Below are 24,436 nucleotides of genomic sequence, written 5' to 3'. Positions count from 1 at the left end.
ATGCGGACGAGCCTGCGGCGCGATGTCGACTGGTTCAGCTTCCACGGCGCGGTGCTGCTGCTGGCCGGGCTCTGCCTCGTCCTGCTGGCGGCGCCGACCGTGATCGTCGTGGTGGTGTCGTTCACCAGCGGCTTCTCCCTGCGCTTCCCGCCGCCGGGCTACTCCCTGCGCTGGTACGCGGCGCTCGCGGAGGCCGAGCAGCTCCGGGCCGCCGCCTGGAACAGCCTCGTGGTGGCGGGCTGGACGACCCTGCTGTCGGTGGGGCTGGGCACCGCGGCGGCGCTCGCCATCGCGCGGTCGCGGCGGCTCTCCGCGCGCCTCCTCGACAGCCTGTTCCTGTCGCCCCTTGTCCTGCCGGCCCTGGCCTTCGGGCTTGCGGCGCTGATGCTGTTCAGCCTCGCCGGCATCCCGGTCTCGCCGCTGACCCTCGTCCTCGGCCATACCGTGGTCTGCGTGCCCTACGTGGTCCGCACCACCGTGGCGGCCCTGTCGCAGATGGATCCGGTGCTCCTCGAGAGCTCGACCTCGCTCGGCGCCTCGCGCCTCTACACGTTCCGCCGGGTGACCCTGCCGCTGATCCGGCCCGGGATCCTGGCCGGCGGCTTCATCGCCTTCATGGCGAGCTTCGACAACGTCCCGGTCTCGCTGTTCCTGCGCGACGCCGCCACCGACATGCTGCCGATCCGCATGTGGCAGGACCTGGAGGGCCGCCTCGACGTCACGGTGGCGGCGGCCTCCAGCCTGCTGATCCTCGTGACCGTGGTGCTCGCCGCCGTGATGGAGCGCGCCGCCGGCCTGTCCCGCCGGATGGCGGGCTGAAGCTCCCGGAGCCCTCGCATGCGCATCCTGCTCCTCAACCCCAACACCTCGGCGGCGATGACCGCGCGCATGGCGCGGGCCGCCGAGGCGGCACTCGCCCCCGACGCGCACATCACCGCGCTCACCGCCACCTCCGGCTTGCCCTACATCGCGAGCCGGGCCGAGGCGCAGCTCGCCGGGGCAGCCGTGCTGGAGACGCTCGCCGCCCACCATTCCGGCCACGACGCCGCAGTGATCGCGGCCTACGGCGATCCCGGTCTGGTCGCCGCCCGGGAGCTGTTCGACCTGCCGGTGGTCGGCATGGCCGAGGCCGCGATGCTGACCGCCTGCCAGCTCGGGGCGCGGTTCGCGGTCGTCACCTTCGCGCCCGCCCTGCTGCCCTGGTACGAGGACGCGGTGGCGCTGGCCGGGCTGTCGGCGCGCTGCGCCGGCCTCCACGCGGTGCGCCGGCCGTTCCACGCGGTGACCGAGGTGCAGGATGAGCTGCGGCCCGAGATCCTGGCCCTGGCCGAGCGGGCGGTGGGGGAGGGGGCCGACGTCGTGATCCTGGCCGGCGCGCCGCTCGCCGGCCTCGCCACGACCCTGCGGGACGCGGTGCCGGTGCCGCTCGTCGACCCGCTGGCGGCCGCCTTGGGCCAGGCGCAGGCCCTGGTGCGGCTCGGGACGCGGCCGCCGCGGGCCGGCCGTTTCGCCCGCCCGCCCGCCAAGCCGGCCACCGGCCTCGCCGGGCCGCTCGCCCGCTGGATCGCCCATCGCGAGGAGGAGTCATGACCCGGATCGACGCGGACGGCCCGCTCTGGACCCTCTCGGCCGCCGCCCTGGGCCGCCGCTACGCCGCCGGGACGGCGAGCCCGGTCGCGGCCGCCCGCGCCTGCCTGGAGCGGGCCGAGGCCGTGAACCCGGTGCTCAACGCCCTCGTCGCCGTCGATCCCGAGGGCGCGGAGCGCGCCGCCGCGGCGAGCGCCGCGCGCTGGCGGACGGGGCGGCCGCTCGGGCCCCTCGACGGCGTGCCGCTGACGGTCAAGGACAGCCTGAACGTCGCCGGGTTCGCGACCGGCTGGGGCAGCCGGCTCTACGCGGGGGAGGGGGCCGGGCAGGCCGTCGACCGCGACGAGACACCGGTGGCGCGCCTGCGCGCGGCCGGGGCGGTGATCCTGGGCAAGACCAACGTCCCGGAGCTGACCGTCCAGGGCTACACCGGCAACCCGGTCCACGGGATCACCCGGAACCCGTGGGATCCGGCGCTGACGCCGGGGGGCTCCAGCGGAGGCGCCGTCGCGGCGGTGGCGTCCGGGATCGGGCCCCTGGCGGTCGGGACGGACGCGGGCGGCTCGATCCGCCGGCCCGCCTCGCATACCGGCCTCGTCGGCCTGAAGCCGACGGCCGGTCGGGTGCCGCGGACGGGCGGGCTGCCGCCGATCATGCTTGACCTCGAGGTGGTCGGGCCGATGGCGCGCACCGTCGACGACCTCGCGGCGGCCATGCGGATCCTCGGGGCGGCCGACCCGGATGCCGTCGCGCCGCACGGCTTCGGCCCGTTCGGGAGCGCCGTCATGCCGGAGCGCCCGCTGCGGATCCTGCACGTCCCGGCCTTCGGGACGGCCCCGGTCGATCCCGAGATCGCCGACAGCGTCGCCGAGGCGGCCGGGCGCCTCGCCGGCCTCGGCCACCGGGTCGAGACCGGCCGCTTCGACGCGGCGACGGCCATCACGGAGGCGTGGCCGGTCCTCGGCCAGGCGGGCATCGCGTGGCTGATGCGCGCGCATCCGGGCGGACTCGACGCGCTCGGCCCCGACATCCGCGCCCTGGCGGAGGCCGGGGCGGCCCTGTCGGCGGCCGACCTGTTCGAGGTGCAGCGGATGGCGCTGGCGCTGCGCCGGGACCTCGCCGCCCTGTTCGCCGATCACGACCTCCTCATGACCCCCGCGGCCGCGGCGCTGCCCTGGCCGGCGGAGGACACCCATCCGCCGCGCATCGCCGGGGTACCGGTGGGCCCCCGCGGCTCGGCGACCTTCACGGGCTTCGTCAACGCCGCCGGCTGCCCGGGGATCTCGATCCCCTGCCGACCCTCGGGCGCCGGGCTTCCGATCGGGTTCCAGCTCGTGACGCCCTGGGGCGGCGACGAGACCCTGGTCGCGATGGCGGCCGCCTACGAGGCGGCCCATCCCTGGCGGATGGTCTGGGAGGACGGGACCCCGTGACCGGCCTGTCGCTCCACGCCGTCGACGCCGCCACGGGCCGGCCGGCCGAGGGGATGCACGTGCGCGTCCTGAGCGCTGGAGGAAAGCGGCGGGTGATCGCCGAGGGCCGACTCGGGGCGGACGGGACCCTCGACCATCCGGTCGTGCGGACGCGGCTCGCCGCCGGCCTCTACGAGGTCGTGTTCGTCATCGGGGACTTCGTCGGGGCCGCGGGGGAGGGGTTCCTGGAGGAGGCCGCGATCCGCTTCCGGATCGACGACCCCGACCGCCACTGCCACCTGCCGCTGAAATTCACCGCCTTCGGGGTGGCGCTGTTTCGCGGCTGTTGAGCCGCACGCGCCGCCCTCGGACCCGGCCCGCGACGGCGCCGCCCGGCCGCCCTTCCCCGCGAGGTGACCGGAGCCTCGGGAGAGCCTAGACTCGCCCCCGATCGCGGCGCGCGCAGGAGGAAGCCGATGCGGGTTCAGGCGATGACGATCCCGGCGGCGGCCGGGCCCGCGACGCGCGGCACCCCACGGGCGCGCCTGCTGCTCGCCGCGCTGACGATCCTCGCGCTTCCGCTGGCCTTCGTCGCGGCCGCACGGGTCCCCGCGGCGCCCGTCGATCCCGACCTCGTGCGGGTGATCCGCTTCATGGCGCTGCTCAAGGGCGGCTTCGCCCTGGCGGCGCTGGCCGGCTGCTTCTGGCGTCTCGGCCGGCCCGCCGGGTGGCGAAGCGCCGTCTACGTGGCGGGACCGCCGCTCATGGCGCTCGGGGCGGCCGGCCTGTGGTCCCTGCGCGATCCCGGGCTGGCGGCGCTCGGCCTGCATCTCGGCCTGTTCGCGGTCCTGGCGGCGGCGCTGACCGACCGCGAGGCCCTGCCCGACCGGCTCCGCGCCGCGCGCCGTCAGATCGTCTCGTAGGCGAACAGGACCGAGATCAGCGTCAGGCCGATCAGCCCGATGACGAAGCAGATGTCGGCGCAGCGCTCCAGGGTGACCGAGAGATCGCCGCCGTCGTCCAGGCGGATCGACAGGTAGGACGCGATCGCGCTGACCAGGAACAGGATCGCCGTCAGAGCGGCGGCCTCGTCGACGTGGCTCGGCCCGATCCAGCCCTCGGCGATCTTCACGAGGCCGATCAGCGTGGTGCAGACGCCGACCATCGTGCCGGCATTGGGGAGGATGTGGCGCGATAGGCTATCCTCGCCGGACCCGGTGCCCTTCCGCCTTTCGGCCATGCGCTCCTCGTACAGCTCCGCTCCGGCCGATGGCCCCCTGATACCGCGCCCGTGGAGGTTCGTCATGAAGCGCCCGCTCACCACCAACTTCTCCGCGCCGCCGCCGGAGCGTGCCCACCCGCCCGAGCCGGCGCCCGCTGCAGCCTCGTGGCGCGACGTCGCCCCGTTCGCGGCCGCCCTGATCGCCACCCTGGAGGCGATCGAGGCCGGGCAGAAGGCCGGGCCGGCGATGCGGGCGCACCGCTCCGCCATGCGCCGCCAGGGCGAGGCGGCCGCCGCGCTCGGTGGATCCGAGGCGCTGGAGGCCGTGCTCAATCAAATCGCGGACGCCGACGCGGCCCGGGCCGAGCGGCGCCTCGCGCTCGTCCGCGAGGCCTGGGCGGGTCTGCCCGGGGGAGGGGCGTGAGGCGTCCTGCCGGCTCGCCGGATCGCGCTGGCGGCAGATCTGGAACGCAGCGCGCCGACGCGCCACGATCCGAATTCGGGCCGCCGCGTAAAGATTTGATACAGGATCTCGGATAAATTCGGGGCTGGCCACACCGCGTCAGCTCGAGATCGCTCGTCGGGAATTTGTGATGGACGACCAGGACAAGCAATTTATCACGCAGCAGATCCTCGACGTCGGCCGCCAGCTCTATGCCGCCCTCGACAGCAAGATCATGACGGCTCACGCGCAGCAGCTGGCGCAGATGCAAGATGTCCGGCGCCTCGCCGTGGTTCAGCTCGCGCCGAAGAACGATTTCTGCCTCGTAACGGATCATCCGATCGCCTACGAGAGCAACGATCACACGGTTCCGCGCGGCACAAAGGATGACAATACGCGCAATCAGCGGTTCTGCCACGCGATCGAGAGCCATTTCGGCCGAAAGGTCAGGGCCCTGGACCTCGGCTGCGCGGGGGGCGGCCTCGTCTTCGATTTCCTCATCCGGGGCAACGCGGCATTCGGGATCGAGGGGAGCGATTACTCCCTTCGCGCGCAGCGCGCCGAATGGTCCATCATCCCGGACTATCTGAAGACCTGCGATATTACCAAGCCGTTCGCTCTGATGGATCAGAGGTCAGGGACGAAAGCGAAATTTGACGTCATCACGATGTGGGAGGTCCTCGAGCACATCGAGGAATCGCTGCTTCCTCAGCTGTTCGCGAACGTGAAATCCCACTTGGCGGACGGCGGTCTTTTCGTGGGCTCCGCCGCGACATACGACGATGTCGCCAACGGCGTGAGCTACCATCCGACGGTCAAGCCGGAGACGTGGTGGCGCGAGCTTGTCCGGCAGCACGGGCTGGAATTTGTCCCGATGACCATGTTTCAGTTCAAGGATTTCTGCAGAGGCTCCGGCAACGAGAACGCGTTCTACGACGCCGATTTCAGCAAGAATCCCGAGCTCGGCTTCCACTTCGTGATGAAGCACCGCCCCGCTTGAGGCGGGGCTTCTGGACTCGACTGGTCGGGCGCCGCAGGCTTGAGCGGTCCGCCCGCGCGCCCCACATGGACGGGAGCGACAGCGCGGGGCCGACCATGTACGACCTCATCCACACCCTCCGCCTCTGGCTCTGGCGCCGCCGAGTGCGGGCCATGGCGCGGGAATGCCGGGTGTCCGGGACCAGCGACGGTGACTGGATCGCCGCCACCGTCGCGGCCTCCGCGACGAGTTCGGGTCCAGGCGCGCCGGTCTCGTACGTGAGCGGCACCGGCATGTAGCGGATCCCGCTCGGCCGGGCGCGGTCAGCCTTCCGGAGACGGCTCGGCGGCGGCGGCACCCGGCTCGGGCGCCGGGCCGGTGTCGAGGGTGCCGCTGTGGACCAGAGCGCCGGCCCAGGCGCCCGCGATAATCCGGACCTGCTCGATGGCCTCGGCGCGGGTGAAGGGCCTGTCACCACCTCCCGAACGGCTCTCGTCCCAGTAGACGTAGCCGGTGCGCCGGCCGCCGGCATCCTCGACGCAGGCGGCGTTCTCGAGGACGCAGATCCGGAGCGGGAGCTTGAGACCGAGTGTGGGCATAGGGCCCATATAGGGCGCCGATCCCGCGGGAAGTCGGCGCGCCCGCCGCGTGACGGTCGGTCTCAGGTGTCTCAGGTGGGTTTCGCCGCGTCGAGCGCCTGCTCCAGGTGCGTCACGACCTCGTCGCCCTTGGGCGGCGGCTCGGCCTCCTCGACCCGTCGGGCGACTTCCATGACGAGGTAGGTCACCGACGGCGGCCAAGCCACGCCGTTATCCAGGAGCATCCGGGCGGCGCTTACCAGCATCCGGAACTGGTCCGGCGGGATCGTGGTCCCGGCCTCGTGCTGCGCGAGGATGTGATCGGCGATCGCGGCCGCAAGGCCGGCAACTTCGGCCATCTTGTTGGGCGGATCACCAGCCGTCATGTCAGGTCGCGCTCCGTCTGCGAAAGCACGGTGCGGAGCATCCGTCGCCTCTTCGGGGTCTCAGGCCGACACGGTTCCACAAGCAACCCTGGCGAGCAAGCCGTGCGACCGCGGCACGCCTGCGTGGCCGTGGACACCGCGGATTTTGCCGGCCTGCGCGCACGGTCCGGGCGTTTCGCGACCTGCGGTCCCGCGACGGCGGACGAGGTCCGCGGCAGCAGCGGCGTCGGGACCGGCCCGGGGCGTCTACGCGGATGCCGGACGGTGGCGGGGCGCGGTCACGCCGAAGACGGAGCCCCGGTCGCGCCGGGATCGCACGGCGACCGGGTGATCGAGCGCCGCGGCGGTCTGCCGGACGATGTGAAGGCCGAGCCCGAGACCCGCTCCGTCCCGGCGTCCGGCGCGGTCGAAGGCGTCGAAGATGCCCGCCAGCCGCTCGGGCGCGATGCCGGGACCGCCGTCGTGCACCTCGATCGCGACGCGCCCCTGCCGGCGGCGGCATCCGACGACGACGCGGCCGCCCGGGCCCGCATACTTCACGGCGTTCCCGACGAGATTGCGCAGGATGGTCGTCAGCATGGCGACCTCGCTCGTGACCGTCAGCGCCGTGGCGCAGACCCGGACACGCACCCCGACGGCGTCGGCGTAGGGCCCCCACTCGGCCGCCACCGCCTCCAGGAGCGGGGCGACCGCGACGGGACCGAGCCGGGGCGCCACGCTGCCGGCCTGGGAGGAGCGGGCCAGATCGTCGAGCTCGCGGCCGAGCCGCACCAGCGCGTCGCTGGCGAGGCCGAGCCGGGCCGCGGCCCGGGGACCGACGCCGTCCGAGACCGCGCGGTCGATGGCCATGAGGGCCACCTGCACGGGTTGCTTCAGGTCGTGTCCGGCCACGGCGAGCAGCCGGGCCATGGCGCTGCGGGCGGTCTCCGCGTGCAGCAGGGCCTCGTCGGGTGCCGCACCCGGGCTCGCCATCGTCAGTCCCATCCCCGCCTCCTCGTCCAGCCCGCCGACGGCGCGCCGCTTCCATGTCGCGACCTTGGACCGTGGCCGTACGCGCCGGAATCATACGGAGGTTTGATGTCCTAACCGACCGGCCTCGGATCGGCGTGCCAGCGGCGCACGCGCGCGATGCCGGTCCGGAGCCGGCCGGCGATCCCGTCACGGATGGAAAGGCCCTGGAGTCAGGCACTGGAGTCAGGCCCTGGCGTCAGGCCCCGATCGTCTCTTCCAGGCAGCGGATCAGTTCGTCGGCCACGAGCGGCTTGCGCAGGAGATCGCGGGCGCCCCCGGCGAGGGCCCGGCGCCGGAGTGCGTCGTCGGTCAGCGCGGTCATCATGATGACCGGCAGGGCAGGGCGCTGCTCCCGGACGCGATCCTGCAATTCGATGCCGCTGATCCCCGGCATGTTCACGTCCGTCAGCAGGCACGACACGTCGCTGCCGGCCATCGCGGCCAGGAAGGCCTCGCCCGAGTTGAAGGCCCGCGCGTCGTAGCCCAACGCCTCGAGGAAGCTGGACGTCGCGTCCAGAACCGCCTCGTCGTCGTCCACGACCGCGACCGCTTTCTTCCCGACCGGCACGAATCTCCCTCCGGAGCCTCTCGAAGGCGCATCGATCCCACCTCTGTGGGCCGGCGGCGGCTCCGACGAAATTATACGATGGTTTGATGCGCGCGGCGGACTCACATCCCGATGAACCGAGTCCTGCCACAGCAACGCAGGACCCGGAGCGTCGCGACGCGACCCGGTAGACATGGATTTCACGAGTTGAGGCAGGACTTCTTCGCCGATCCCCGATCCGATCGCCGCGACGAATCTGTCCAGTGCGGGTGCCAACGCGGCGATGTCCGGCATCGTTCCGCGCCGATCGGCCCGGGCCGGGTCTGCGGAAGCGACGGGGCGATGGGCCGACTCAGACGGCGGCCCGGGCCTTGAGCAGCTCGGTCTTGCGCACGAGGTCGGCCACGGAGCCGGCCGCCATCTTCCGCATGACGTTGCCCCGGTGGATCTTGACCGTGATCTCGCTGATTCCGAGGGCGTGGGCGATCTGCTTGTTGAGCAGCCCCTTGACGACCTGTGCCATCACCTCGGCCTCCCGCGCCGTCAGGGTCGCGGCCAGCGCTTCGAGCTCGGCGACCCCCGCGCTCGACGCCCGCCGGGTCCTGTCTCGCTCGATCGCGACCGCGATGGCGTCGAGCATGTCCTGATCGCGGAACGGCTTGGTCAGGAAATCGAGCGCGCCCGCCTTCATGGCCTGGACGGTCATGGGGATGTCGCCGTGGCCGGTCATGAAGATGATCGGCATGCGGTTGCCCATCGCGGCGAGCTTCGCCTGCAGGTCGAGGCCACTGGATCCCGGCAGCCGCACATCGAGGATCAGGCAGCCCGGGCGGTCCGGCAGCGTCGCCGCGAGGAGGTCGCGCGTCGCGCCGTAGGCGAGGGTGTCGAGCCCGACGGAGTGCAGAAGATCCTGCAGACCTTCGCGGACGCCCTCGTCATCCTCGACGATGACCACCAGCGGTGAGGCCGTGTCGGCGCCGGGCTTCGCCGCGCCACCCCGGACGTTGCCTGACATCGTGATCGACGAGTCCCCGCGCGCCTCTGACAGGCTGCCCGCACGGGCAATGCTTACAGGTTGTATCCGCGCCCGATCAAGCCGACCGTCTGTGGACGGCGCGGACCGCCGGCACGGGTCGCCGGCACGGGTCGCCCCGAATGGCCGCTCGCCGGACCGCTCCCGACCCGCCTATCGACTCGCGGCCAAGCTTGTGGCTATGAGCGGTTGCACTGTCCCCGGGACTGGCTCAACCTCCGGCGAGGTCAGCGCCTCCCGGCCCAGGATTCGCGGCCGCCCGCCTCCTCCGGCCGCGCGCCCGCCCGACAGGCTGTGCAGCGAGGCGCGGAGATGAGTGCGGTGGGCGACGCGCGTCCCAGGCAGACGACGGCGCGGGTCCTCCTCGCGAGCCTGATCGGCACGACGGTCGAGTTCTACGACTTCTACATCTACGCCACGGCGGCGAGCCTGATCTTCGGGCCGCTGTTCTTCCCGGCGGCGCTGCAATCGGCGGAGCTGATCAGCGCCTACGCGAGCTTCGGCCTCGCCTTCGTGGCCCGGCCGATCGGCGGCGCGGTGTTCGGGCATTTCGGCGACCGGATCGGGCGCAAGGCGACGCTGGTCGCCTCGCTCCTGCTGATGGGGCTCACGACCTCGGCCATCGGACTGCTGCCCACCTTCGCGCTGGCCGGCTGGCTCGCCCCCGTCCTGCTCTGCCTCCTCCGGTTCGGGCAGGGCCTGGCGCTCGGCGGCGAGTGGAGCGGCGCCGCCCTGCTGGCGCTGGAGAACGCCCCGCCGGGCTGGCGCGCCCGCTACGCGATGTTCGCGCCGCTCGGGGCGCCCCTCGGTTTCTTCGTGGCCAACGGCCTGTTCCTCGTCCTGACCCTGACCCTCAGCGCGGAGCAGTTCGCGGACTGGGGCTGGCGGGTGCCCTTCCTGCTCAGCGTGCCCCTGGTCTGGCTCGGGCTCTGGGTCCGCACCAATCTCGGCGAGACCGAGGAGTTCGCCGCCGCCGTGAAGGACGCGCAGCCCCCGCGCGTCCCCCTCGTCGCCCTGATGCGCGACCATGCCGGGCAGGTCGTCGCCGGGATGTTCGGCGTCGTCGCGTGCTTCTCTCTGTTCTGGACCGCCACCGCCTTCGCGCTCGGCTACGGCACGACGACGCTCGGCTACTCCCGGGCCTCGTTCCTGACGGTCGAGCTCGGCGCGATCCTGTTCATGGCCGCCGCCATCGTCGTCGCGAGCTGGCTGTCCGACCGGCTCGACCCGGCCCGGGTGCTGATCGTCGGCTGCGCCGGGACCATCGTGTCGGGGATCCTGCTGGCGCCGATGCTCGGCAGCGGCTCCCTCGCGACCATCTTCGCCTTCCTGGCCTTCGCCCTGTGGGTGATGGGCTTCGTCAACGGGCCGCTCGGCGCGTGGCTGCCGAGCCTGTTCCCGCCGCAGGTGCGCTACACGGGGACCTCCGTGGCGTTCAACGTCGGCGGCATCATCGGCGGCGCCTTCTCGCCGATGATCGCCCAGGCGCTGGCCGCGCAGAGCGGCCTGACCGCGGTCGGCTTCTACCTCGCGCTGACCGGCGGGATCAGCCTCATCGCCTTCGACACGAGCGCCCGGCGGCGGGCGCTGGACGCGCTCGCCCGGAGCGAGCGGCGGTACCGCGCGCTGTTCGAGCAGAGCCACGTCGCGCTGTGCGAGGTCGATCTCTCCGAGGCGCAGGCCCACCTCGCCGAGGCGCGGGCCGCCGGCGCCCTCGGGCCCGACCTCCGCGGGCAGGCCGACGCCGCGCTCGTCGCCGAATGCGCCCGGCGGATCGCGCTGGTCGACGTCAACGACGCGACGGTGCGGCTCCTCGGCTGCGGCTCCCGCGAGGCGGTGCTCGGCTCGATGAGCCGCTTCCTGCCGCCGGGCAACGACCTCGTCCTGCCGCTCCTGCAGCGGATCGACCGGGCGGGCGGCCGCTTCGAGGCCCAGGGCCGCCTGATCCGCGCCGACGGACGGGAGCTGACCGCGATCCTCGTCGTGGCGCTGCCGGACGACGAGGCGGCCCTCGACCGGGTCGCCTGCGCGATGATCGACGTGACCGAGCGGGAGCGCGCCAAGGAGGCCCTGCTCGCGGCCCAGGCCGAGCTCGCCCGCGCGGGCCGGATCTCGACCGTCGGGGCGATCTCCGCCTCCATCGCCCACGAGGTCAACCAGCCGATCGGCGCCATGGTGATGAGCGCCGAGGCCTGCCTGCGCTGGCTGCGGCGCGAGACGCCGGACCTGGAGGCGGCCGCGCGGGCGGCCGAGCGCGCCGTCCGCGACGGCATGCGGGCGAGCCGGATCGTGCAGCGGACGCGCGAGCAGCTCCGCCGCGACCGCAGCCAGCCCGAGATCCTCGACCTGGGCTCCCTCCTGGCGGAGGTCGCGGCCCTCCTCGACCGGGAGATCCTGGCGGCCGGGGCGACGGTGCGGACGGTGATCGCCGCGACCGAGGCGCGCGTCCTGGCCGACCGCGTCGAGCTGCAGCAGGTCGTGGTCAATCTCGTGACGAACGGCCTGCACGCCGTGCGTGACCTGCCCGAGCCCCGCCGCGCGCTGCGGATCGCGCTGACCGCCCCCGCGCCGGGCCGGCTGCGGATCGCGGTCGTCGACAGCGGTACCGGCATCGATCCGGAGCAGCTGCCCAGGCTGTTCAGCGCGTTCTTCACCACGAAGCGCGACGGGATGGGCATCGGCCTCGCGATCTGCCGGACCATCGTCGAGTCCCATGGCGGCACGCTGACCGGCGGGAACAACGACGGGCCGGGCGCGACCTTCGCGGTCGAGCTGCCGGCGGCCGAGCCGGGCGCGGCGGGCGGCGCCGCGGCCGAGCCCGCCGCCGCCGGCTGAGCCTCAGCGGGCGGGGACGGCCGCGAACAGGCTGTTCAGCCCCTCCGCGGTGGTCGGATGGGCGAGGATCGCGTCGCGCAACGCCGTGTAGGGCAGGCCGGCGAGCATGGCGACCTGGACCGCGGCCATGACCTCGCCGGCCTCCGCACCGAGCATCGTGAAGCCGAGGATGCGGTCGTCCGGACCGATGACGGCCTTCATGAAGCCCTCGGTCTGCCCGGTCGTCCGCGTGCGCAGCACGGCCGCCATCGGCAGCCGCGCCACCCGGACGGCTTGACCGTCGGCCCGCGCCTCCGTCTCGGTCGACCCGACCCGCGCCAGCGGCGGGTCGGTGAACAGGCAGGACGGCATCAGCCGGCCCGCGGTCGAGCGCGGGATCCCCGCCAGCGTGTCGCGGATCACGCGGAAATCGTCCGCGGAGGCGTGGGTGAAGGCCGGGCTGCCCGCGCACTCGCCGATGGCCCAGACGCCCGGCGCGCTCGTCCGAAGGTGATCGTCGACCTCGATGACGCCCCGCTCGGTGAGCGCCACGCCCGCGCGGTCGAGACCGATGCCGTCGGTGTTCGGCGCGCGCCCCGCCGCGACGAGGATGTGGCTCGCGGCGATGACCGCCTCACCGGGGCCGCCGCGCACCGTGATCTCCACGGCCTCGCCCGAGCGGCCGCGCACGCGCACCACCTCCGTGCCGGTGCGGATCGCCAGCCCCTCGGCCTCGAGGAGTTGCGCGAGGGCGGACGCCACGTCCGGATCCTCGCGGCCCGCGATCCGGGGCCCGTGCTCGATCACCGTCACCGCGCTGCCGAACCGGCGGTAGGCCTGGGCCAGTTCGAGGCCCACGTAGCCGCCGCCGAGGACGACGAGGTGGGCGGGCACGGCGTCGAGTTCGAGCGCCTCGATATGGGTGAGCGGCCCGGCCTCGCGCAGGCCCGGGACGTCCGGGATGGTCGCGCGGGTGCCGAGATTCAAGAAGATCTGCTCGGCCGTCAGCGCGCGCGAGCCGCCCGCGTTCAGCGCGACCGTGAGCGCTCTGGGGCCCGTGAAGCGGGCCGTTCCCATGACGAGCTCCGCGCCGCTCTCGCGGTAGCGGTCGAGGTGCATGTCGATGAGGTCACGAACCATCGCCCGCTTGCGCGCGACCACCCGGCCCATATCCACCGCGACCGGTCCGGTCTCGATGCCGTACCGGTCGGCCTGCCGGGCGCGGTGGGCGATCTCGGCGCTCCAGATCTCGTTCTTGCTCGGCAGGCAGTTGGTGTTGGGGCACGAGCCCCCGATCCAGCGGCGCTCGATCACCGCGACCCTCTGGCCGGCCTTGGCCAGGTGCCACGCCAGGAACTTGCCGCCCTCGCCGCTGCCGATCACGAGGGCATCGTAGTGGTCGTCCATGGTATTTCCTCCGCGATTCCGAGATCTGCGGAAAACGTAGAGGCGTCGAGACCGGACGGATATCATGCGTCGGTATGATAGACCGGTCCCGACCGCCCGGCGCGCAGGTTTCGTGCGCATCGAGTCTCGGATGATCCGACCGAAACCTCGGCCTGACCGAGCCGGATCGGCCCATCACCGCAACTCCGTCCATCGCCGACGGGCGATCACCCGTTCCGGTCGGCGCCTCTGCAGGCCGGCCTGCCGCAATCCCGCGCCCTCCGCTTCGAACGCTCGGATCCCGGAACACGCAGGTTCGCCGCGGCCGCGGCCCGGGCGCGTGACCGGCCGCCCGAGCGCCGCCGCGCGAAGCTTTCAGGGCCGCGACCCGGGGCGATGGACTGTCCTCGGCCGGCCCTGATCCCAGGGGCGGGCCGCGGAGGGGCACCGTTTCGGGTGACGACCCCTAACCTTCGTATGATTCCGCGCGACCGGGGGCGGCGGTACCTCTCGCGACACGGCACACGATCCGGACCGCGCCTTCGCCCGTCCCCGAAGACACGTCGCCCGGCCGGTTCGCACGCCGAGACACGTCGCGGCGTCCCCATCCCACGAGGTCGAACGATGGTCCAGCTCACGATCAATGCGCGTCGCTACACTGTGGACGCGGAACCGGACACGCCGCTGCTGTTCGTCCTGCGCGACAGCCTCGGGCTGACCGGCACGAAGTACGGCTGCGGCATCGGGCAGTGCGGCGCCTGCACGGTGCTGCTCGACGGCGCGGCGACCCGCTCCTGCCAGATCCCCCTGGAGAGCGTCGGCGACCAAGCCATCACGACGATCGAGGCGATCGAGCAGGACCCGGTCGGTGCCCGGGTCGTGGCCGCCTGGGTCGGCATCGAGGTACCCCAGTGCGGCTACTGCCAGTCCGGTCAGGTCATGGCCGCCACGAGCCTGCTCAAGCAGACCCCGAAGCCGACCGAGGCCGACATCGCCGGCGCCATGACCAACCTGTGCCGGTGCGGAACCTACAACGCCATCGCCGCCGCCGTGCGGCAGGCCGCGGCCTGAGGAGGCGCACGATGACCGACCTCACGCCCCTCCGCCGCGCCGACCGTCGCGAACCGGTGCGCAACCTCTCCCGCCGCGGCTTCCTGGGGGCCGCCTCGGGCGCGCTGTTCCTCGGAATCGGCCTCCGGGTCGCGCCGGCCGCCGCCCAGACCCGCGCCGAAGGCCCGGCGGCCGTCGCGCCGAAACCCGGGACCCGCGTGACGGCCTTCCTGGAGATCCGCCCCGACGACACCGTGCGCCTGCTCAGCCCCTTCGTGGAGGGCGGCCAGGGCATCAACACCGGCCTCGCCCAGACGATCGGCGAGGAGCTCGACCTCGACCCGGCGCGCTTCGCGGTGGAATGCGCCCCGCCCGGCCCCGACTACGCGGTCGTCAACGGCCTGCGGATGACCGGCGGGTCGTTCTCGACACGCTCCAGCTTCGAGGCCATGCGCCGCCTCGGCGCCACCGCCCGCGAGATGCTCCTGCGGGCGGCGGCCGCCGAGCTCGCCGTGCCTCAGGCCAGCCTGACCACCGAGAACGGGCGCGTCATCCACGCCGCCTCCGGCCGGAGCCTCGGCTACGGCGCGCTGGCCGCCGCGGCGCTGGCGCTGCAGCCGCGGGACGACGTCGCCCTGAAGGATCCCAAAGATTTCCGCTGGATCGGCAAGCCGGTGGCGCGCCTCGACATGCGCGACAAGTCCACCGGCCGGGCCGTCTACAGCATCGATATCCGGCTCGACGGCATGGTCCACGCCGCGATCCGGCACGCGCCGCATCTCGGCACCGAGCCGGAGGCGATCGCCAACGCCGCGGAGGTCCGGGCGATGCCGGGCGTCCAGGCGGTCGAGCGCCTGCCGGGCGCGGTGGCGGTGGTGGCCGACACGTGGTGGCGGGCCCGCAGGGCCGTCGAGGCCCTGCAGGTGACCTGGACCCGGCCGGCGCCCGACGGCGTCGCCACCGTCTCGGCGGGCTTCTCCTCGGCGGCGATGCTGGCCGCCCTCCGGGACGCGGCGGGCCCCGGCGTCCCGGCCGAGCAGGCGGGCGACCCGGACGCCGCCTTCGCGGGCGCGGCCAAGGTGGTGGAGGCGGCGTACGACGCCCCCTACCTCGCCCACGCGCAGCTCGAGCCGCCCTCGGCGGTGGCGCGCTTCGCCCCCGACGGCAGCCTCGACCTCTGGGTGCCGAACCAGATGCCGGAGCTGTTCCAGCAGGTCGCCGCCAAGACGGCCGGGCTGCAGCCGGATCAGGTCCGGATCCACTCGCCGATGCTCGGCGGCTTCTTCGGGCGCCACTTCCACTACGGGCCGGCGAGCCCGTTCCCGCAGGCGATCCTGCTCGCCAAGGCGACGGGCAAGCCGGTGCGGGTTCTGTGGTCGCGGGAGGAGGAGTTCGGCATGGACGCCGTCCGCCCCCTGAGCTTCGCCCGGTTCAGGGCGGCGCTCGGTCCGGACGGGATGCCGGTGGCGCTGGAGACCACCGCGGTGGGGGAGGGCCCGATCGGGCGCTGGTTCGGCGCGCTGTTCAAGGGGCCGGTGGATTCCTCCGTGGTGGAGGGCCTCGACCGGAAGCCCTACGCGATCGCGAACCGGCGGCTCACCTACGTGAAGGTACCGCACCCGGTGACGATCGCGTTCTGGCGCTCGGTCGGGCACTCGATGAACGATTACTTCTACGAGAGCTTCCTCGACGAGATCGCGCAGGCCGGCGGCCAGGACCCGTTCGCCCTCCGGATGACGCTCCTGAGGGACAGCGCCCGCCACCGCACCCTGCTGCAGGCGGTGGCCGACCTCGCGGGCGGCTGGACGCGCGGGCCGTTCCGGGCACAGGACGGCACGCGGCGGGCGCGGGGCGTGTCGATGGCCTCGCCGTTCGGGTCGGAGACGGCGACGATCGCCGAGGTGTCGCTCGAGAACGGCGAGGCCCGGGTGCACGATCTCTGGATCGCCATCGATCCGGGCCGCGTGGTCAACCCGGCGATCGTGAAGCGCCAGGTCGAGAGCGCGGCGGCGCTCGGTCTCTCGTCGACGCTGCTGGAGCAGGTCGTCTACGAGAACGGGGAGCGGCAGGCGCGGAACTTCGACGCCTACCCGATCCTCGACCGGGAGCGGATGCCGCGGGTGCACGTGGCGATCGTCGAGAGCGGGGCGCCGATGGGCGGCATCGGCGAGCCCGGCCTGCCCGGCGTGCCGCCGGCGGTGGTCAACGCGGTCGCGGCGCTGACCGGCCGACGCCTGCGCAGCCTGCCCCTGGCCAAGGAGACCCTCTCGGGGACCTGACGCCGATCAATAACCCGGGGCGACGCCCCCCGGGTCAGCCCCCGAAAGTCCCGCGTCCCGACTGGAAGCGGGATTTTCGGATGCCGTATAGCGGGGGCGCGGCGGGCCTGCATCGGGGCCGGCCCCGGGAACCGCCGACATGAGCAACGGTCTGACGCCGACGGCCGACCGGATCGTCGTGGCCAGCGAGGCCGACTGGAACGACGCGTGGTACCTCGTCTGCATGAAGGTCTCGACGATCGGCTTCGTCGTCGTCGATGCCCGCGAGCGGGTCGCCACCCTCGACGCGCTGCGGGCGGCCGGAATCACCGACATCGCCGCCCACCTCGACGCCCATCCGGACGTGGCCGACCGCCTGCGGCACGGGATGGTCATCCTCGACGTCAACGAGGCGGCGGTGCGGATGTTCGGCGCGGGCGGCCGCGCGGACATGATCGGGCAGCGCACGCAGCGCTTCTTCGACCCGCTCTGCACCGCCCAGGTCAATTCCGCCCGGGCCTTCGCGGCGGGCGCGACCTCGTTCCAGCAGCAGGCGCACAGCGTCCGGCTCGACGGATCGCGCTTCGAGACGCTGTTCTGCGTGGTCCCGCGGGCGGACGGCGCCACCTCCGGCCTGTGGCTCGCCTCCTTCGTGGACATCACCGAGCACGTCGCGCGGCAGATGTCGCTGGAGGTGCTGCGCGACGAGCTGGCCCACGTCTCCCGGATCTCGACGCTGGGCGAGCTGTCGGCGTCGATCGCGCACGAGCTCGGGCAGCCCCTGTCGTCGATCGGCATGACCGCCGGGGCGATGCTGCGCCTGCTCGACCGCGCGGACCTCGACCGCGACCTGCTCCGGCGGCAATGCCAGCGCATCGTCGATCAGGTCACGCGGGCCGGGGACATCATCGATCGCACCCGCCGCATGGCCGCCAAGCGGGACAGCGTCCGCGCGCCCGTCGCCGTGGCGGAGGTCCTGGCCGAGGCCGCGCGGTTCGTGGCGCACGACCTGAACCGCACCGAGATCAGGCTCACCGTCGCCCCGGCGGACGCGGCCGCGCAGGTCCTCGCGGACCGGATCCAGCTGCAGCAGGTCTTCGTCAACCTGCTGATGAACGCCATCCAGATCCATCGGCAGGCGCGGACCCCCGGGCCCGAGATCGCGGTCGAGACCGTCTGCCGGGACGGGTCGATCACGGTCGACGTCGTCGATAACGGGCCGGGCCTCGATCCCGGCACCGTCGACCGGCTGTTCGACGGCTTCTTCACGACGCGGGCCGAGGGGCTCGGCCTCGGTCTCCGGATCTGCCGGACCATCGTGGCGGCCCATGGCGGCTCGATCGACGCGAGGCCCCGCGACGGGACGCCGGGCGCCCGCTTCTCGGTGTGCCTGCCGCTCGCCCGGTCCTGACCGGGCGGCCGCGGGAAGCGGGCAGGGGCGCCCCGGCCGGGACGCCCCCCGAGGGCCTCAGGCGGCGTCGGCGCGCGCGGTCCGGTACCGGCTCGCCGGCGTCGCCGCGCCGAGCTGGGCGGCGAGTTCGAGGCGCGCGGCGTCCAGCGCGGACCAGGCCGCACCGTTCTCCAGGGGCGGGATCGTGACGACCTCGCCGGCATCGAACCCCGCGAGCGCGGCCGCGACCAGGTCGGACGGCGTCATGACGATGCTGGCCGGGAGGTTCCGGTGGCCGCCGACGCCGGCCACGGTCCAGAACTCGGTGGCCGTCGCGCCGGGCAGGACCGCCTGGATCCGGACGCCCCTGGGGGCGAGTTCGTGCTGCAGCGCCTGCGTGAAGGCGAGAACGTAGGCCTTGCTCGCCCCGTAGACGCCGTTGAGCAGTTCGGGATTGAGGGCGACGGTCGAGGCGACGTTGATGATCGCCCCGTGCCCCCGCGCGACGAAGGCCGGCGCCGCCGCGTAGGCGAGGCGCGTCACGGCCGTGACGTTCACGCCGATCATGCGCTCCATCTCGTCCGGATCCGCCTGGAGCAGCGGGGCCGCCGAGCCGAAGCCGGCGTTGTTGACCAGGAGGGTGATCGCCGGGTCGCTCCGCAGCCGGTCCTCGACGCGCCGGAGATCGGCACGGTCGTTGACGTCCGCCGCGAGCGCCTCGACGGTGCGGCCGGAGGCCCCGCGCACCGTCTCGGCGACCGCCTCCAGGCGATCCGCGTTCCGGGCGGTCAGGATGAGATCGTGGCCGCGCGCGGCGAGCTGTTCGGCATAGATCGCGCCGATCCCGCCCGAAGCGCCGGTGATCAGAGCAGTTCCCTTGGCACGTTCCGTCATGACAACTCTCCGTCTGTGCTGCTGAATGACGGAAAGTGTAGCGATCGCGACGGAGGCTTACATTTATACGGATGCGGGGCGACGCCATACCTTGGTATGACCCGGCCGGCATGCCCAAAGGCCGTCGGGCAGGCGCGGGGAAGCCGGTGCGGCGGCGGCCCGCTGACGGAATCGGCGCCCGAGATCCGCCGCGCGTCGATCCGGGAGAGGTGCACCCGCGGCCTCGCCATGCTAGAACGAAAGCGGAACAGATCATACGGGCGGGCCGGGCACAATCTGCGGGCGAGACTTTTCTTCCGGCCCCGTGGACGCGTGTGGATACGGCTCGAAAACCCCTTTCGTGGCGCGCCCTTGGGCGGCCCGTGCGGTCTGTGGAGAACCTGTGACGAACCGGGGTGCAGGACGACGATGGCGATGAGGACGGCGTTCGTGGTGCAGCCCTTCGAGCTGCACCGGAAGCGGCTGCGGCCGGCCCGGCAGGAGCCTGCGCAGACCGAGAGCGGGGCGGTGAAGAAGGCCGAGAACATGGCCAGGCGGATGCCGGGCGCGGCGGCGCTGAAGGTGGTGGCCGACGACGAGACCGGCGAGCTGGAGGGCGTCACGATCCTCGGCCAGTGGGGCGAGATCCCCGACGACTTCGCCGAGAGCCTGCAGGGCGCCTAGGCCACAGATCACCAGCGGGGCGGGAGAGCGCCATGTCGGCGGTTCGGCGGGTCGGGAACTTCCTCCAGGTGCAGGACGGCGACGGCTGCCGGCACCTGCTGCGCGTGACGAGCGTCCAGGCGCTGAGCGACACCGACCTGATGCGCAACGAGACGTTCATCACCGCGGCGGGACGAACGATCCGGGTGACGCAGCCACTCGACGAGATCGTGGACCTCGTGGCGCCGGGCGAGCGGACGGCGCCGGGGCCGCAGGAGGAGCCGTGGCCGTTCTAGCCGCGGGAGATCATCCCGCGTGCCATCTGCAGCAGCAAGCGGCGGTCCGACAGGGTGAGCGCGTGCCAGACGCGCAGCAAATCCCCCGTCATGTCGATCGTGGCGAGCGCCTCGGATTCGTCGAGGAAAGCGTCTTCGGGCACGCCGAGGGCGTGCGCGATCTGCCGGAGCATCGATCTCTTGTCGTTCGGCCCGAACTTTCCACCCTCGAATTCCGGATCCGCCAAATCGATCTCCGACGGACGCGCGGCGGCGTCGCTTTAAATCTACAGTATCTTTATAACGTGAGAGTGCGAACACCGCATCGATGAATCGGAAAAAAATTTTACCGGTACGTTGATACCAATTACTTGGTCGCCGATCATTATCTTAGATTGAAAGCAGAACCTGAATTAGACACAGCGATCAAAATTCGATGGCCCGCAACAGATTTGCTCGGCATCTGCATTGAACGCGGCGCGGAATCATCCCTCCCCGGCGACGGGCCGCCCCGGGCCGCGGGTCAACGGTGCGATGGTCCCGTGCCCGCGCGCCGCCGCCCGCCGCGTCGGGATGCCGGCGGTGGGACGGTCCACCTGTCCTGTCCCGCCCCGATCCGGCACGGGGCGGGACGGATCCTCAGGACGGGGTCCGGCGATCAGCTGCCGCCGCTGCCATCCCCGCTCCCCTTGCCGACCTGGGGTACGCCGCGCTCCGGCTGGCCGGCATTCCCGCCGGCGGCCGAATCCGTCGTGATGGTCGTCGCCCCCGTCCCGGTGGGCGCAACGACGGCGGTGCTGCCCGGACCGCTATTCTGGCTGCCGCCGGGAACGACGACGGTTCCGGCCGGGGTGCCCGGCGTCACCGGCTGGGCTGGTCCGGGTTGCCGGATCGGTGCGGGACCGGTGCTGGTCTGCGCCGAACCGGGCGACGCCGCGACCAGCGCGAAGATGGCGAAGAGGGCATGACGCATCATGTGCTCCTTGGCATCTCGGCCCGACTGTGCCTCACGCACGGGCCTCCGTGCCCGAACGCGGGAGCGCGGACCCGGTTTCCGATACCCGTCGTCGTCGTGCGCCGTCGATCGTCGTGCCCGGCCGCGCCCGGCGCGCAGGGTCTCGCCCGGGAACGGCGCGCCAACCCTCCGGATCGGCGCACGAAAAGGCCCCGCGCGGCGCTGCCGGCGGGGCCGAAGGTGGGTCTGCCTTGGGAGGATGCAGAGGCAGATGCTTAGCCGGCGTTGCGCCGCCGCTGCACCGGCGACACGACATGTCGGCCCCGCAGGGACCGCCGGTCACGGCGGCGTCAGGCTTGCATGCCGGGCCGGCCCCGCCCCGTGCGGTGGACGGCCGGGACCGCGGCGCGGCGCCGAAGGTCAGGCCATCCTTGGATAACCATGTCGACCGCCGGCCTGTGGACGCCGCGGCCGGGTCGTCGGCAGCGTCATCGACAGCGTCCCGCCGCTGTGGTGCTGATCGGCGGCGAGGAGTCCCATGAAGCACATCATCGTTCTGGCGATCGCGGCCACGGCCCTGACGGCCTGCAACGCGGCGAACCGGCCCGGCCGCGGCGAGCTCTTCATGAGCGAGGCGGACGTCGCCGCGAAGGACGACGCGATCTGCCGGGGCTACGGCGCCGAGCCGGGAACGCCGGAATACGTGCAGTGTCGGGGAACCCAGGACCAGCGGCGCGACGCGGCCCAGGCGCCCCGCCGCAGCGGCTGAGTGCGGCGGCCGCGAGGGCGCGGCCTCCGGGACCAACGCCCCGCTCGCGCGTTGTCCGCGCGAACCGCCTTCCCTGGAGCGCGTGATGCTCGCCCGATCCGCCCTGATCTTCATCGTCCTGACGTCGGGGGCCCAGGCCGCCGCCTTCGACGACCTGAAAGGCTATCTGGCGTCCTGCCTGCGGTTCGAGATGGCCGGCGCCCCGGCGGAACGCGGCGGGCCGCTGTCGTCCAAGGTCCGCCGCGCCCTGGAGCGATGCTCCGACGACGTCGCGCGCCTCGACCGGGCGGACGGGCGCCGGCTGCGCGGTGACGGTGGGATCAGCCCGTCGACCAAGGAGGTCATCCGGAGCGTCGTGAGCGGCGGGGCCGGCAGCGTCCGCACGGTCCGGTACTGACCGCCGGCGGTTCGCCCAGCGCGTCGATCGGGTGGCGCCGATCACCGGGCGTTAACCTTCCGGCCGCACCTCACGGGGCCCGCTCGCGAGGAGATGCCGATGCCGAAGCGCCTGACGATCACCGTCCCGCACGACCTCGGGACAGCCGAGGTTCGCCGGCGCATCGACCTGCACATGGACTGGGCTTTCCGTCGCCTGGAGGCGGAGAAGATCCGCGTCGAGGCCGAGGACTGGCTGGGTAATCGCCGCTCCTTCTCGGGCAGCGGCTACGGGCAGTCGGCGCGCGTCGCCATCCAGGTGGCGGATGACGCGCTGGAGGTCGAGGCGCTGGTGCCCTGGATGGCCAGCCTGTTCGCGCCCGTCATCGAGTCGGTCGGGCGCCACTACGTCGGGCGCCTCCTGTCCGACGAGGCCGCCTGACGCGCGCGGCCCGGGGCGGCGATCGGTCCGGGGTGCCCGCGGGGCGGTTGTGGCCCGGGCGTGCCGGGGCTAAACGCGCCGGCTCGGTGGCGGCGCAGGGGCCCGGATGAGCGATGACGTGGCGGCCCTGCTCCTCGCGCTCGCGACCGAGAACGCCGAGCTGCGCCAGCAGCTCGCCACCGCGCAGGACATGCTGATGGAGACCGCCATCGACGCCGGCCATCTCCACGCCCGCATCGAGGCGCTTCAGGCCGAGCGCGACGCGTGGCAGGCGGAGGCCGAGCGCTTGGCGCGCCGGCCCCCGCGTTCCCTGTGAGCGCTCGCAGCACCCGGCGCGCCGAACCTGCGGACGGGTGAGACCGAGGCCGCCGGCGCGACCGGGGAGGGCGCGCTCGGGCCCCGGGGCGCATCGGCGAGAGCCCGGGCGGGGGGCAGACTCAGGCCGTTACTCACGGCTTCCCGGGTTGCGGGCGGGGCACGCGCACGTCGACCGTCTGGCCGGTGAGGGGATTGAGGATCAGCATGGCGGCAGTCTCCGGTGTGTGTGACGGTAGAACGCCGTCCGCGGGCGCCGGGATCACGCTGCGGCGTGCCGTGGCGCACAGGCGGCGACGGGGTCGCCGAGCCCGGATCCGTGCCGGAAACGGCCTCCGGCGAGGCCCGCGAAGCTCGCCACGGTCGGGATGCCGCCTTACCTCAGGGCGTGGCGCCCTGGCGGCCGCCAGGGGCAGAACACCTGGAGGATCGATATGGCCATCGATAGATCCGGTGAGCGTGCCGCGCTCGATACCGAGGTAGAGGATACCCAGGACACCATCGCGAAGCTTCGCGAGGCTGCCGACGGAACGCCGCCCGGACACAGTTCGCGCGTGGCGCTGAAGAAGGCCGAGGAGAAGCTGGCCGAGCTGGTCAAGCACATCACCCGGCGCGACCGGACGGGTTAGCGCGGCCGCGGACGCGGGGACCGCCGGACAGGTCCCCGCGCGCCGTCCGCCGGCTCGGCGCCACCCGCCGGCGCCGAAGCGCCGGTTCTCGATCCCATGCTACCGCCCGACGGATCCGGCGCGGGGGGCGCCAGGATCGTCCGCAGCGCACCTGCAGCGACGACAAACCCTCCCCGCGCGGGCGGCCGGCAGCGCCGCCCGCAGGAATGTCGGCGCGTCGCCCGCTGGCCGCCCGCGCGGCCGCGCGGCCGCGCGGCCGCGCCGCGGACCGATGCATGCGCCTCGGGCGCAGGCCCCGAGCATGCCGCCAGAACTTCATCAGTATTTAACAGATCTAACCGGAGTTAATCTACCATTTACTATGTTTTCTCCGACGCAGCGAACCTGTGTGTCCGTAAAACTACAGCTATTCTGCTCAGAGCTTGGTAGTCTTATCACCAGATCGAAACCCGGATCGCCCTGATGACCAAGCTCCTCGCCTCCCTGACCGCCTTCACTGCGCTGACCGCCGCGGCGTCCGCCGCCGACCTTCCGCGCCGCGCCGCGCCGCCGCCGGTGTTCACGCCGGTGCCGGTGTTCACCTGGACCGGCTTCTACATCGGTGTGAACGCCGGCTACGGCTTCGACGCCAACAGCCGCAACACCACCAGCTACGCCCTGCCCGGCGGCTCGCTGATCAACTCCCCCGGCACCGCCGGCGTCGTCAGCGTCAACAACCGCAACAACAACGACGGCTTCTCGGGCGGCGCCCAGATCGGCTACAACTACCAGTTCACCCCGGGCTCCGGCGTCGTGATCGGCTTCGAGGCCGACGCCCAGTACGTCGACTTCGCCCGCCGCGCCAACGCCACCCAGAACTACAGCTTCCTCGGCTTCCCCGGCGTCGCCTTCTCCAACCCGCCGGCCTTCGTCGCCACCAGCGGCAACGGCCTGGACTACTTCGGCACCGTGCGCGGCCGCCTCGGCTACGCCTTCGACCGCACCCTCGTGTACGGCACCGGCGGCTTCGCCTACGGCTCGGGCCAGGACGACCAGAACTTCTCCG

At 72.9% G+C, this 24,436-nt stretch carries 30 protein-coding genes; 20 read left to right on the top strand and 10 right to left on the bottom strand.

Going from position 1 to position 24,436, the window contains the following annotated elements:
• The 5 genes from BM419_RS28255 to BM419_RS28235 all read left to right on the top strand — a co-directional run bounded on the left by BM419_RS28255 (position 1) and on the right by BM419_RS28235 (position 3,922).
• Complete coding sequence (locus BM419_RS28255) at positions 1-819, top strand: ABC transporter permease (protein WP_091928401.1); 819 nt, start codon at positions 1-3, stop codon at positions 817-819.
• Between the two features lie 18 nt (positions 820-837).
• Positions 838-1,590: an aspartate/glutamate racemase family protein gene (locus BM419_RS28250; RefSeq protein WP_091928400.1), complete on the top strand. Its 753-nt coding sequence runs from the start codon at positions 838-840 to the stop codon at positions 1,588-1,590.
• Positions 1,587-3,020: an amidase gene (locus BM419_RS28245; RefSeq protein WP_091928399.1), complete on the top strand. Its 1,434-nt coding sequence runs from the start codon at positions 1,587-1,589 to the stop codon at positions 3,018-3,020. Before BM419_RS28250 ends, BM419_RS28245 begins: the two co-directional genes overlap by 4 nt.
• Entirely contained in the window at positions 3,017-3,349 is a 333-nt protein-coding gene (locus tag BM419_RS28240; RefSeq protein ID WP_091928398.1) for a hydroxyisourate hydrolase, read from the top strand. The genes BM419_RS28245 and BM419_RS28240 overlap by 4 nt, the downstream gene beginning before the upstream one ends.
• A 126-nt stretch (positions 3,350-3,475) precedes the next feature.
• A complete protein-coding gene (locus BM419_RS28235) occupies positions 3,476-3,922 on the top strand; it encodes a hypothetical protein (RefSeq protein ID WP_091928397.1) in 447 nt (148 codons plus the stop codon).
• On the opposite strand, the gene BM419_RS28230 is transcribed toward BM419_RS28235, so the two are convergent.
• Positions 3,907-4,239, bottom strand: coding sequence for a hypothetical protein (locus tag BM419_RS28230; protein ID WP_056526737.1), 333 nt, complete (start codon positions 4,237-4,239; stop codon positions 3,907-3,909). The genes BM419_RS28235 and BM419_RS28230 overlap by 16 nt on opposite strands.
• A 64-nt stretch (positions 4,240-4,303) precedes the next feature.
• Between BM419_RS28230 and BM419_RS28225 the strand changes: the two genes are divergently transcribed.
• The 3 genes from BM419_RS28225 (at position 4,304) to BM419_RS28215 (ending at position 5,941) form a co-directional block, all read left to right on the top strand.
• The gene (locus tag BM419_RS28225) at positions 4,304-4,645 is read left to right on the top strand and encodes a hypothetical protein (RefSeq protein ID WP_020094709.1); all 342 of its coding nucleotides are present in this window, start codon (positions 4,304-4,306) and stop codon (positions 4,643-4,645) included.
• A 169-nt stretch (positions 4,646-4,814) separates the two neighbouring features.
• Entirely contained in the window at positions 4,815-5,663 is an 849-nt protein-coding gene (locus BM419_RS28220) for a methyltransferase domain-containing protein (RefSeq protein WP_091928396.1), read from the top strand.
• Positions 5,664-5,728: 65 nt separating this feature from the next.
• A complete protein-coding gene (locus BM419_RS28215; protein ID WP_091928395.1) occupies positions 5,729-5,941 on the top strand; it encodes a hypothetical protein in 213 nt (70 codons plus the stop codon).
• 24 nt (positions 5,942-5,965) lie between these two features.
• On the opposite strand, the gene BM419_RS28210 is transcribed toward BM419_RS28215, so the two are convergent.
• The 5 genes from BM419_RS28210 to BM419_RS28190 form a co-directional block, all read right to left on the bottom strand.
• Positions 5,966-6,241 (bottom strand): hypothetical protein, encoded by a 276-nt coding sequence (locus BM419_RS28210; protein WP_091928394.1) that lies wholly within the window; start codon positions 6,239-6,241, stop codon positions 5,966-5,968.
• A gap of 71 nt (positions 6,242-6,312) precedes the next feature.
• Positions 6,313-6,606 carry a hypothetical protein gene (locus BM419_RS28205; RefSeq protein WP_020094713.1) on the bottom strand — a complete coding sequence of 98 codons (294 nt, stop codon included), beginning with the start codon at positions 6,604-6,606 and terminating at the stop codon, positions 6,313-6,315.
• 246 nt (positions 6,607-6,852) lie between these two features.
• Positions 6,853-7,590, bottom strand: a complete 738-nt coding sequence (locus tag BM419_RS28200; RefSeq protein WP_020094714.1) for a sensor histidine kinase — start codon at positions 7,588-7,590, stop codon at positions 6,853-6,855.
• A gap of 223 nt (positions 7,591-7,813) precedes the next feature.
• Positions 7,814-8,155: a response regulator transcription factor gene (locus tag BM419_RS28195; RefSeq protein ID WP_244540898.1), complete on the bottom strand. Its 342-nt coding sequence runs from the start codon at positions 8,153-8,155 to the stop codon at positions 7,814-7,816.
• A 361-nt stretch (positions 8,156-8,516) separates the two neighbouring features.
• Positions 8,517-9,179 carry a response regulator transcription factor gene (locus BM419_RS28190; RefSeq protein ID WP_056526642.1) on the bottom strand — a complete coding sequence of 221 codons (663 nt, stop codon included), beginning with the start codon at positions 9,177-9,179 and terminating at the stop codon, positions 8,517-8,519.
• 330 nt (positions 9,180-9,509) lie between these two features.
• On the opposite strand from BM419_RS28190, the gene BM419_RS28185 reads away from it, so the two are divergent.
• Positions 9,510-12,032 carry an MFS transporter gene (locus BM419_RS28185; protein WP_091928393.1) on the top strand — a complete coding sequence of 841 codons (2,523 nt, stop codon included), beginning with the start codon at positions 9,510-9,512 and terminating at the stop codon, positions 12,030-12,032.
• A gap of 3 nt (positions 12,033-12,035) precedes the next feature.
• Here the strand turns inward: BM419_RS28185 and BM419_RS28180 are convergent, their stop codons facing one another.
• On the bottom strand, positions 12,036-13,418 hold the full coding sequence (locus tag BM419_RS28180; protein ID WP_091928392.1) for a mercuric reductase: 1,383 nt from the start codon (positions 13,416-13,418) through the stop codon (positions 12,036-12,038).
• Positions 13,419-14,021: 603 nt separating this feature from the next.
• Here BM419_RS28180 and BM419_RS28175 point away from each other — a divergent pair.
• The 3 genes from BM419_RS28175 to BM419_RS28165 all read left to right on the top strand — a co-directional run bounded on the left by BM419_RS28175 (position 14,022) and on the right by BM419_RS28165 (position 18,116).
• Entirely contained in the window at positions 14,022-14,468 is a 447-nt protein-coding gene (locus tag BM419_RS28175) for a (2Fe-2S)-binding protein (RefSeq protein ID WP_020094719.1), read from the top strand.
• 11 nt (positions 14,469-14,479) lie between these two features.
• Positions 14,480-16,726: a xanthine dehydrogenase family protein molybdopterin-binding subunit gene (locus BM419_RS28170; protein ID WP_091928391.1), complete on the top strand. Its 2,247-nt coding sequence runs from the start codon at positions 14,480-14,482 to the stop codon at positions 16,724-16,726.
• Between the two features lie 139 nt (positions 16,727-16,865).
• A complete protein-coding gene (locus tag BM419_RS28165) occupies positions 16,866-18,116 on the top strand; it encodes a sensor histidine kinase (RefSeq protein WP_091928390.1) in 1,251 nt (416 codons plus the stop codon).
• Between the two features lie 57 nt (positions 18,117-18,173).
• Here the strand turns inward: BM419_RS28165 and BM419_RS28160 are convergent, their stop codons facing one another.
• Complete coding sequence (locus tag BM419_RS28160; RefSeq protein WP_091928389.1) at positions 18,174-18,989, bottom strand: SDR family NAD(P)-dependent oxidoreductase; 816 nt, start codon at positions 18,987-18,989, stop codon at positions 18,174-18,176.
• A gap of 408 nt (positions 18,990-19,397) precedes the next feature.
• Here BM419_RS28160 and BM419_RS28155 point away from each other — a divergent pair, with 408 nt between their 5' ends.
• Both BM419_RS28155 and BM419_RS28150 read left to right on the top strand, forming a co-directional pair.
• Positions 19,398-19,652, top strand: coding sequence for a hypothetical protein (locus BM419_RS28155; protein ID WP_020094723.1), 255 nt, complete (start codon positions 19,398-19,400; stop codon positions 19,650-19,652).
• 32 nt (positions 19,653-19,684) lie between these two features.
• The gene (locus BM419_RS28150; RefSeq protein WP_020094724.1) at positions 19,685-19,927 is read left to right on the top strand and encodes a hypothetical protein; all 243 of its coding nucleotides are present in this window, start codon (positions 19,685-19,687) and stop codon (positions 19,925-19,927) included.
• On the opposite strand, the gene BM419_RS28145 is transcribed toward BM419_RS28150, so the two are convergent.
• Both BM419_RS28145 and BM419_RS28140 read right to left on the bottom strand, forming a co-directional pair.
• Entirely contained in the window at positions 19,924-20,154 is a 231-nt protein-coding gene (locus BM419_RS28145) for a helix-turn-helix domain-containing protein (RefSeq protein ID WP_091928388.1), read from the bottom strand. The two genes, BM419_RS28150 and BM419_RS28145, sit on opposite strands and share 4 nt — an antisense overlap.
• A gap of 410 nt (positions 20,155-20,564) precedes the next feature.
• Positions 20,565-20,882, bottom strand: coding sequence for a hypothetical protein (locus BM419_RS28140; RefSeq protein WP_091928387.1), 318 nt, complete (start codon positions 20,880-20,882; stop codon positions 20,565-20,567).
• Between the two features lie 517 nt (positions 20,883-21,399).
• Between BM419_RS28140 and BM419_RS28135 the strand changes: the two genes are divergently transcribed.
• From BM419_RS28135 to BM419_RS28110, 6 genes are all read left to right on the top strand, one after another.
• Positions 21,400-21,630, top strand: coding sequence for a hypothetical protein (locus tag BM419_RS28135; RefSeq protein WP_020094727.1), 231 nt, complete (start codon positions 21,400-21,402; stop codon positions 21,628-21,630).
• Between the two features lie 85 nt (positions 21,631-21,715).
• A complete protein-coding gene (locus BM419_RS28130) occupies positions 21,716-22,027 on the top strand; it encodes a hypothetical protein (protein WP_091928386.1) in 312 nt (103 codons plus the stop codon).
• A gap of 99 nt (positions 22,028-22,126) precedes the next feature.
• Complete coding sequence (locus tag BM419_RS28125; RefSeq protein WP_056526667.1) at positions 22,127-22,447, top strand: polyhydroxyalkanoic acid system family protein; 321 nt, start codon at positions 22,127-22,129, stop codon at positions 22,445-22,447.
• A gap of 106 nt (positions 22,448-22,553) precedes the next feature.
• Positions 22,554-22,763 carry a hypothetical protein gene (locus tag BM419_RS28120; protein ID WP_026605187.1) on the top strand — a complete coding sequence of 70 codons (210 nt, stop codon included), beginning with the start codon at positions 22,554-22,556 and terminating at the stop codon, positions 22,761-22,763.
• A gap of 433 nt (positions 22,764-23,196) precedes the next feature.
• Positions 23,197-23,391 (top strand): hypothetical protein, encoded by a 195-nt coding sequence (locus BM419_RS28115; RefSeq protein WP_020094731.1) that lies wholly within the window; start codon positions 23,197-23,199, stop codon positions 23,389-23,391.
• A 462-nt stretch (positions 23,392-23,853) separates the two neighbouring features.
• Positions 23,854-24,436: outer membrane protein (locus tag BM419_RS28110; RefSeq protein WP_091928385.1), on the top strand; the 583-nt coding region annotated here is incomplete at its 3' end.

Origin of the sequence: Methylobacterium sp. yr668 (assembly GCF_900116245.1) — a bacterium.
Lineage (GTDB): Bacteria > Pseudomonadota > Alphaproteobacteria > Rhizobiales > Beijerinckiaceae > Methylobacterium.
The sequence above is the reverse complement of the archived record's forward strand: the minus strand, read 5'-3'. Positions and strand labels throughout refer to the sequence as shown.

Coding starts and splice junctions, on each gene's coding strand:
- BM419_RS28255 (WP_091928401.1), top strand. CDS start 1: ATGCGGACGAGCCTGCGGCGCGATGTCGACTGGTTCAGCTTCCACGGC.
- BM419_RS28230 (WP_056526737.1), bottom strand. CDS start 4,239: ATGGCCGAAAGGCGGAAGGGCACCGGGTCCGGCGAGGATAGCCTATCG.
- BM419_RS28120 (WP_026605187.1), top strand. CDS start 22,554: ATGAGCGATGACGTGGCGGCCCTGCTCCTCGCGCTCGCGACCGAGAAC.
- BM419_RS28170 (WP_091928391.1), top strand. CDS start 14,480: ATGACCGACCTCACGCCCCTCCGCCGCGCCGACCGTCGCGAACCGGTG.
- BM419_RS28220 (WP_091928396.1), top strand. CDS start 4,815: ATGGACGACCAGGACAAGCAATTTATCACGCAGCAGATCCTCGACGTC.
- BM419_RS28180 (WP_091928392.1), bottom strand. CDS start 13,418: ATGGACGACCACTACGATGCCCTCGTGATCGGCAGCGGCGAGGGCGGC.
- BM419_RS28235 (WP_091928397.1), top strand. CDS start 3,476: ATGCGGGTTCAGGCGATGACGATCCCGGCGGCGGCCGGGCCCGCGACG.
- BM419_RS28115 (WP_020094731.1), top strand. CDS start 23,197: ATGGCCATCGATAGATCCGGTGAGCGTGCCGCGCTCGATACCGAGGTA.
- BM419_RS28215 (WP_091928395.1), top strand. CDS start 5,729: ATGGACGGGAGCGACAGCGCGGGGCCGACCATGTACGACCTCATCCAC.
- BM419_RS28245 (WP_091928399.1), top strand. CDS start 1,587: ATGACCCGGATCGACGCGGACGGCCCGCTCTGGACCCTCTCGGCCGCC.
- BM419_RS28210 (WP_091928394.1), bottom strand. CDS start 6,241: ATGCCCACACTCGGTCTCAAGCTCCCGCTCCGGATCTGCGTCCTCGAG.
- BM419_RS28135 (WP_020094727.1), top strand. CDS start 21,400: ATGAAGCACATCATCGTTCTGGCGATCGCGGCCACGGCCCTGACGGCC.
- BM419_RS28165 (WP_091928390.1), top strand. CDS start 16,866: ATGAGCAACGGTCTGACGCCGACGGCCGACCGGATCGTCGTGGCCAGC.
- BM419_RS28190 (WP_056526642.1), bottom strand. CDS start 9,179: ATGTCAGGCAACGTCCGGGGTGGCGCGGCGAAGCCCGGCGCCGACACG.
- BM419_RS28150 (WP_020094724.1), top strand. CDS start 19,685: ATGTCGGCGGTTCGGCGGGTCGGGAACTTCCTCCAGGTGCAGGACGGC.
- BM419_RS28185 (WP_091928393.1), top strand. CDS start 9,510: ATGAGTGCGGTGGGCGACGCGCGTCCCAGGCAGACGACGGCGCGGGTC.
- BM419_RS28250 (WP_091928400.1), top strand. CDS start 838: ATGCGCATCCTGCTCCTCAACCCCAACACCTCGGCGGCGATGACCGCG.
- BM419_RS28160 (WP_091928389.1), bottom strand. CDS start 18,989: ATGACGGAACGTGCCAAGGGAACTGCTCTGATCACCGGCGCTTCGGGC.
- BM419_RS28140 (WP_091928387.1), bottom strand. CDS start 20,882: ATGATGCGTCATGCCCTCTTCGCCATCTTCGCGCTGGTCGCGGCGTCG.
- BM419_RS28130 (WP_091928386.1), top strand. CDS start 21,716: ATGCTCGCCCGATCCGCCCTGATCTTCATCGTCCTGACGTCGGGGGCC.
- BM419_RS28125 (WP_056526667.1), top strand. CDS start 22,127: ATGCCGAAGCGCCTGACGATCACCGTCCCGCACGACCTCGGGACAGCC.
- BM419_RS28200 (WP_020094714.1), bottom strand. CDS start 7,590: ATGGGACTGACGATGGCGAGCCCGGGTGCGGCACCCGACGAGGCCCTG.
- BM419_RS28155 (WP_020094723.1), top strand. CDS start 19,398: ATGGCGATGAGGACGGCGTTCGTGGTGCAGCCCTTCGAGCTGCACCGG.
- BM419_RS28175 (WP_020094719.1), top strand. CDS start 14,022: ATGGTCCAGCTCACGATCAATGCGCGTCGCTACACTGTGGACGCGGAA.
- BM419_RS28225 (WP_020094709.1), top strand. CDS start 4,304: ATGAAGCGCCCGCTCACCACCAACTTCTCCGCGCCGCCGCCGGAGCGT.
- BM419_RS28205 (WP_020094713.1), bottom strand. CDS start 6,606: ATGACGGCTGGTGATCCGCCCAACAAGATGGCCGAAGTTGCCGGCCTT.